This window comes from Microbacterium sp. Leaf351, assembly GCF_001423825.1.
Classification (GTDB): Bacteria; Actinomycetota; Actinomycetes; order Actinomycetales; family Microbacteriaceae; genus Microbacterium; species Microbacterium ginsengisoli.
Map to the genome: position 1 here is coordinate 22,984 of NZ_LMPK01000005.1, position 6,432 is coordinate 29,415.

Sequence of the window (6,432 nt, forward strand, 5' to 3'; positions counted from 1 at the left end):
CGACGGCGTCGGCCTCGGGCGGCGACCCGGTCCTCGGACGGGTCTCCAGTCCGGCGGTGCCCGGCTCCGCGCCGGCCACGATCACTCAGGCGCCGGCCAACGGCGCTCGCGTCGGCGTGGCCGCCGCACAGTCCGGCTCGGTGAGCGCCGACGATCTGCGCGGATTCGCCGCCAGCGCCTGCACCTCGTCTCGCTCCCAGCAGTGGCTCGTGGGCGGTGCCGCGACGACCGGATACGCCGATGTCGTGGTGCTCACCAACCCCGAGGACGTACCGGCCACGGTCGACATCACGGCCTACGGCTCGCAGGGCGCGCTGAGCCCGACCGGCGGTCAGAACCTCGTCGTCCCGGCGCGATCCCAGCGCGTGCTGCCGCTTGCCGGCCTCGTGCCCGGCGAAGAGGCTCCGGTGCTGCGCGTGAGCGCCACGGGCGCCGCCATCGTCGCCGCCCTGCAGTCGAGTCTCACCCGCACCCTGCTCCCTGGTGGGATCGACCAGATCACCGCGACAGCGGAGGCAGCGACACGGGTCGTGATCCCCGGAGTGACGATGCCGTCATCGGCCGTCGGCGCCCAGGGCTCGTCGCCGGTGACGGTGCTGCGCGCCCTCTCAGCCGACGTCGCGACGACGGCGACCGTGACGGTCGCGGCGGTCGGCGGCGGCCAGCTCTCGACACGGCAGATCCCGCTCGCGGCCGGGATCCCCACCGAGCTGGAGCTTCCGGGCCTCGCGGCCGGAAGCGTCACTGTGACCGTCACCGCGTCCGCCCCGGTCGTCGCCGCCGTGTGGCAGGCCACCGGACTCGGTGAGGGTTCGGATTTCGCGTGGTACTCCGCGGCGCCGAGCCTCACCGACGATGCGATCGTCGCCGTCGCGGCAGGCCCGTCACCGGTGCTCACCATCGCAGCGGGCGAGGCCGCGGCATCCGTCACGCTCACTCCGACATCGGGCGGCTCGGCGACCACCGTGTCCGTTCCCGCGTCCGGGTCCGTCGCCGTCCCGGTGGTCAGCGGCGCCGGTTACGTGCTGTCGGCGAGCGCGCCCGTGAGCGCGAGCGTAGGCTACAGCGCCACCGGGCAGCTGGCGTCCTACCCGGTGGCGGCGTCGGCCAGCCAGACCGCGCAGGTCACGGTCATCGTCGATCGCTGAGACAGCTCAGAGGAAACGGAACCGCTCGGGCCCGAGATCCCACGGATCGCGATCGAGGTACTCTGCGGCCGCACGGAACACGCAGCTCTCGACGATCATGCGCCGGTGGTGCTCGTCGTTTCGATGGAGCCTGCTCATCCGCTCGATGGGAAGCCGATAGAGCACGATGCGCTTCTGCGTCGCATCGACGCTCCACCGCGGCACTCCGGTCGGCGTCTCGGCGGACGGCAGGTCCGCGATCTCGAACCGCACCTCCCGCAGCTCCTCCCATGCGCCGCGCAGGAATTCCGCGGTGCTCCCGACAGCGAGGTCGAAGCGGTCGACACGCGTCTCGAGCGGGGGAAGCGGCGGGCGGACGACGGCGCTGCGGCCCTCGCGGCCGTGTCGTCCGTGCCGGCTGGGCAGCGCACGGGCACTGCGGCGGGAACGTCGACGCATCATTCGGCTAGCCTAACGAGCCGTCGGCCGCACCGATTTGTCCCCCGATCTACCTACAGACAGGTCACAGGGTCGCCCGTAACCTACGGTCGGGGCGTACTTTGACCATGCTCGGGGATAAGGGGTGGCGTGGGCTCGCTCAGGCAACGAGTCGTTGCCGCCGTCCTCGCGGTGTCGGTGATCGGAATGGGACTGGTGGCGCTGATAAGCGCGCCCGCCACCGCCTCCTCACGCGCCGCAACGACGGTTTCCGCGAAGTGTGACGCCGACGTCGTCTTCATCGGCGTGCGCGGCACGGGAGCGCCGGCCGGCACCGATTCGGGCGACGGTGGGCGCACGTGGAACGACGGCGGATTCGGCCAGGTCGCGGGGCTCGCGGCGCGGTTCACGATGGATGCCTCGGCCTCCGGGACGACCGCCTGGGTCGAGAGCCTCGACTACCCGGCGTCGCTGGACGGCTTCTACCTCGGCAGCATGAACGAAGGCGCGCGGGCGCTGAAGGCCGAGCTGGACGAACTCGCCGGCTGCGCCACTCCGCCCAAGGTCGTGCTCGCCGGTCACTCCCAGGGTGCGCACGTCATCCTGCAGACCCTTGCGCCGCAGAACGAGTTCGGCGCGGCCAGCGGATTCAGTCTCACCGCGCAGGAGCGCGCGATGATCACGGGTGTCGTGCTGTTCGGCGATCCGAGCTACGTGCCCGGCGAGCCGTGGAATGCTCCCGGTTCCGGCACCGGATGGGGTATCTTCCCTCGCAGGGCCGAAAGCCTCGCGATGCTCGCTCAATACACCTGGGAAGACACCCCTGCGGGAGCGAGCCAGCCGCAGACGACCTCCAAGATCCGCTCGTACTGCGTCGCGGGAGATGCATTCTGCCAGAGCGGTCTTGCCCCCAACGCGATCGAGCTCCACAACGAGTACATGGTGGATTTCACGAATGACGCTTATGCCTTCCTCCAACGCACGCTCCGCGCGCACTGACGGCTCGGTACCGTCCCTCGCGACGCACCTGCGTGTGGCGCGGGCCACCGGCATCCTTCTCGTCGTGCAGCTGCTGGTCGCCGCGGCGGGCTCGTTCTTCGCCTGGTCGACCTGGTGGCTGTCGCCGTCGTGCGCCCCGGGCTGCAGCACGGCGCCGGTCTACTGGAACACCGTGGTCTACACGATCGTCGCGGTCGTGCTGTGGCTCGTCGCCGCGGCGGGAGCGGTGGCGTTCAAGGCGCACGGTGCGCGCACCGTGTGGTTTCCGATCGCAGGCTCTGCGATCACGGCGGTGCTCGCGCTCGCCGTGTATCTCTGGAACGTCGCGGCCTTCGGCGGCTGAGCCCGGCGCGGCAGCGTCGGGCGATGCGCGACCGCGCGTAGGGTCGAGCCGTGCGAGGGCGACTGTGTTCGAAGATCGGGTGCGCCCGGGAAGCCGTCGCGACGCTGACCTACGACTACGGCGACCGGATGGCCGCTCTCGGCCCGCTGGGACGCGCGGGTGATCCGCACGCGCACGACCTGTGCGCGGCGCACACCGAACGCCTGTCGGTGCCGCAGGGGTGGGTCGTGCTGACCCACGACGCGCTGGCCCGCTGACACCGACTCGTCACGTCGCGTTCTTTTTTGATTCACTCAAAAACAGCGCTAGCGTTGGGGGTGTGCCCCACATACACGACAGCGACGCGGATGCCGCCATCCGGCGAGCGGGGCTGCGGGTCACCGAGACACGGCGCGCGGTGCTCGCCGCCGTGCGCCCGGACGAGCACCTCGGCGCCGACGACGTGTTCGCGCGCGTGCGCGACGCACTGCCCGGCACGAGTCTGCAGTCGGTCTACAACGCGCTCGGCGACCTCAGCGGCGCGGGACTCCTGCGACGCATCGAGCCCGCCGGCCACCCCGGGCGCTACGAACGGCGGGTGGCCGACAACCACCACCATCTCGTCTGCCGCTCGTGCGGGCGCATCGAGGACGTCGACTGTGTGATCGGCGAGGCGCCCTGCCTCCAGCCCGACGACACGCGCGGCTTCGTGCTCGACACCGCCGACGTGACCTTCTGGGGCTTGTGCGCCGCGTGCGCCGCCCCCGCAGACATCCCCCAGACCCCCACGAAAGGAACGAGATGACCGACATCACGACCGGCTGCCCGGTGCCCCACGACGGCGCCGATGAGACGCGCCTTCCCGTCGGATCCGCCCCCGGCGACAGCGCACCCGAGGGGCGCCTTCCCTCGCCGACCGCGGGCGACGCGAACCGCGTGTGGTGGCCCGAGCGCCTGAACCTGCGCATCCTCGCGAAGAACCCCGCGGTCGCGAACCCGGTGGGCGAGGAGTTCGACTACAAGGCGGCGTTCGAGGCGCTCGACCTCGCCGCTGTGAAGGCCGACATCGCGAAGGTGCTCACCACCTCCCAGGACTGGTGGCCGGCCGACTTCGGCAACTACGGTCCGCTCATCATCCGCATGGCATGGCACAGCGCCGGCACCTACCGCATCTTCGACGGCCGCGGCGGCGCCGGGGCCGGGCAGCAGCGCTTCGCGCCCCTGAACAGCTGGCCCGACAACGTCAATCTCGACAAGGCGCGGCGCCTGCTGTGGCCGGTCAAGAAGACCTACGGCCAGTCGATCTCCTGGGCCGACCTCCTGATCCTCGCCGGCAACGTCGCGCTCGAGGAGATGGGCTTCCGCACGTTCGGCTACGCCGGCGGGCGCGTCGACGTCTGGGAGCCCGACGACGACGTCTACTGGGGGCCCGAGACCACCTGGCTCGGTGACGAGCGCTATTCGGGCGACCGCGACCTGGAGAAGCCCCTCGCCGCCGTGCAGATGGGTCTCATCTACGTCAACCCCGAAGGTCCCAACGGCGAGCCCGACCCGCTGAAGTCGGCCCGCGACATCCGCGAGACGTTCCGCCGCATGGCGATGAACGACGAGGAGACGGTGGCCCTCATCGCCGGCGGCCACACCTTCGGCAAGACGCACGGGGCAGCCCCCGACACGACCGTCGGGGAGAACCCCGAGGGTGCGCCGCTCGAGCAGCAGGGCCTCGGTTGGAAGAACACGCACGGCACCGGCACGGGCGACGATACGATCTCCAGCGGGCTCGAGGTCACTTGGACCTATCACCCGACGCGCTGGGACAACGAGTTCTTCCACATCCTCTACGGCTACGAGTGGGAGCTCTTCAAGAGCCCCGCGGGTGCGTGGCAGTGGCGTCCGAAGGACGGCGCCGGAAGCGACCTCGTACCGCTCGCGCACTCCGACGGCCGTCGCGAGCCCCGCATGCTCACCAGCGACCTGGCGCTGCGCTTCGATCCTGAGTACGACAAGATCTCGCGTCGCTTCGCCGCCGACCAGGACGCCTTCTCCGACGCCTTCGCGCGCGCCTGGTTCAAGCTCACCCACCGCGACATGGGTCCCAAGGTGCGCTACCTCGGCCCCGAGGTGCCCGCCGAGGAGCTCATCTGGCAGGACCCGGTGCCCGCCGTCGATCACGAACTGATCGACGGGGCGGACGCGGCATCCCTCAAGGAGAAGATCCTCGCCTCCGGGCTCACCGTGTCCGAGCTCGTCTCCACCACGTGGGCGGCGGCGTCGACCTTCCGTGGCGGCGACAAGCGCGGCGGCGTGAACGGTGCGCGCATCCGCCTCGCGCCTCAGAAGGACTGGGAGATCAACAACCCCGCCCAGCTGCAGAAGGTGCTCGCCGTTCTCGAGGGCATCAAGGCGGCGTTCGACGCCGATGCGCCCGCGGGCAAGCGCGTCTCGCTCGCCGATCTGATCGTGCTCGCCGGCAATGCCGGTGTCGAGAAGGCCGCGCGCGAGGGCGGCGTCGAGGTCGAGGTGCCGTTCCACCCGGGACGCACGGACGCGAGCGTCGAGCAGACCGACGCCGAGTCGTTCGAGTACCTCGAGCCCGCGGCCGACGGTTTCCGCAACTACCAGCGCCGCGGACTGACGCTGCGCGGCGAGTATCTGCTGATCGACAAGGCGAACCTGCTCACCCTCAGCGCGCCGGAGACCACCGTGCTGGTGGGCGGTCTGCGTGTGCTCGGTGCCAACTGGGACGGCTCGGCGCACGGCGTGCTGACCGACCGGGTCGGCGTGCTCACGAACGACTACTTCGTGAACCTGCTCGACCTCGGCACCACGTGGGCTCCGATCGATCCCGGCTCGCACGCCTTCCAGGCGACGTCGGATGGCTCGGGCGAGGCCCTCTGGACGGCGACCCGCGCCGACCTGGTGTTCGGCTCGAACTCGGAGCTGCGTGCGGTCGCAGAGGTCTACGCGAGCGACGACGCGACCGAGAAGTTCGTGCGCGACTTCGTCGCGGCCTGGACGAAGGTCACCGAGCTCGACAGGTTCGACCTCGTCTGAGCCACGACGCGCGGCGGCCCGCTCCCTTCGGAGCGGGCCGNATGATCCCGCCCTCCGGCCTCACCGCCGCCGGCGACGGAGAACAAGGACGACACCTCGCATGACTTCCCGCATCCTCGTGGTCGATGACGACACCGCGCTCGCCGAGATGATCGGCATCGTGCTGAACACCGAGGGATTCGACGCGGAGTTCTGCGCCGACGGCGGTGCGGCCGTCGCCGCCTGGCGGTCGGTGCAGCCTGATCTGGTGCTGCTCGACCTGATGCTGCCGGGCATGGACGGCATCGAGATCTGCACGCGCATCCGCGAGGAGAGCGGGGTGCCGATCATCATGCTCACCGCACGCACCGACACCGCCGACGTCGTGCGCGGACTCGAGTCGGGCGCCGACGACTACATCGTGAAGCCCTTCAACCCGAAGGAGCTCGTCGCCCGTATCCGCACCCGGCTCCGGCCGACTCCCGCCGCTCCGAGCGAATCGTTGCGCATCGG

General features: G+C 70.6%; 8 protein-coding genes. 7 read left to right on the forward strand and 1 reads right to left on the reverse strand.

The features are described 5' to 3' along the window. A partial coding sequence (locus ASG00_RS02105) for a DUF5719 family protein (protein WP_235559069.1) occupies positions 1 to 1,148 on the forward strand: 1,148 nt, incomplete at its 5' end. A gap of 6 nt (positions 1,149 to 1,154) precedes the next feature. Here ASG00_RS02105 and ASG00_RS02110 read toward each other — a convergent pair. Continuing rightward, complete coding sequence (locus ASG00_RS02110) at positions 1,155 to 1,589, reverse strand: metallopeptidase family protein (protein WP_416361461.1); 435 nt, start codon at positions 1,587 to 1,589, stop codon at positions 1,155 to 1,157. A 126-nt stretch (positions 1,590 to 1,715) separates the two neighbouring features. Here ASG00_RS02110 and ASG00_RS02115 point away from each other — a divergent pair, with 126 nt between their 5' ends. The 6 genes from ASG00_RS02115 to ASG00_RS16445 form a co-directional block, all read left to right on the forward strand. Beyond that, positions 1,716 to 2,564 (forward strand): cutinase family protein, encoded by an 849-nt coding sequence (locus ASG00_RS02115; protein ID WP_048808917.1) that lies wholly within the window; start codon positions 1,716 to 1,718, stop codon positions 2,562 to 2,564. Between the two features lie 34 nt (positions 2,565 to 2,598). After that, positions 2,599 to 2,907 carry a hypothetical protein gene (locus ASG00_RS02120; RefSeq protein WP_137877478.1) on the forward strand — a complete coding sequence of 103 codons (309 nt, stop codon included), beginning with the start codon at positions 2,599 to 2,601 and terminating at the stop codon, positions 2,905 to 2,907. Positions 2,908 to 2,957: 50 nt separating this feature from the next. Beyond that, a complete protein-coding gene (locus ASG00_RS02125; protein WP_048808919.1) occupies positions 2,958 to 3,164 on the forward strand; it encodes a DUF3499 family protein in 207 nt (68 codons plus the stop codon). Positions 3,165 to 3,226: 62 nt separating this feature from the next. Further along, positions 3,227 to 3,691 (forward strand): Fur family transcriptional regulator, encoded by a 465-nt coding sequence (locus tag ASG00_RS02130; protein ID WP_200930831.1) that lies wholly within the window; start codon positions 3,227 to 3,229, stop codon positions 3,689 to 3,691. Continuing rightward, complete coding sequence (gene katG / locus ASG00_RS02135; protein WP_045248278.1) at positions 3,688 to 5,940, forward strand: catalase/peroxidase HPI; 2,253 nt, start codon at positions 3,688 to 3,690, stop codon at positions 5,938 to 5,940. Before ASG00_RS02130 ends, katG begins: the two co-directional genes overlap by 4 nt. A 100-nt stretch (positions 5,941 to 6,040) precedes the next feature. Beyond that, the coding region (locus ASG00_RS16445) for a response regulator (RefSeq protein ID WP_235559070.1) at positions 6,041 to 6,432 on the forward strand (392 nt) is incomplete at its 3' end.

Excerpts from the sequence above, each read along its gene's own strand:
- ASG00_RS02110 (WP_416361461.1), bottom strand. The coding sequence starts at position 1,589 with ATGATGCGTCGACGTTCCCGCCGCAGTGCCCGTGCGCTGCCCAGCCGG.
- katG (WP_045248278.1), top strand. The coding sequence starts at position 3,688 with ATGACCGACATCACGACCGGCTGCCCGGTGCCCCACGACGGCGCCGAT.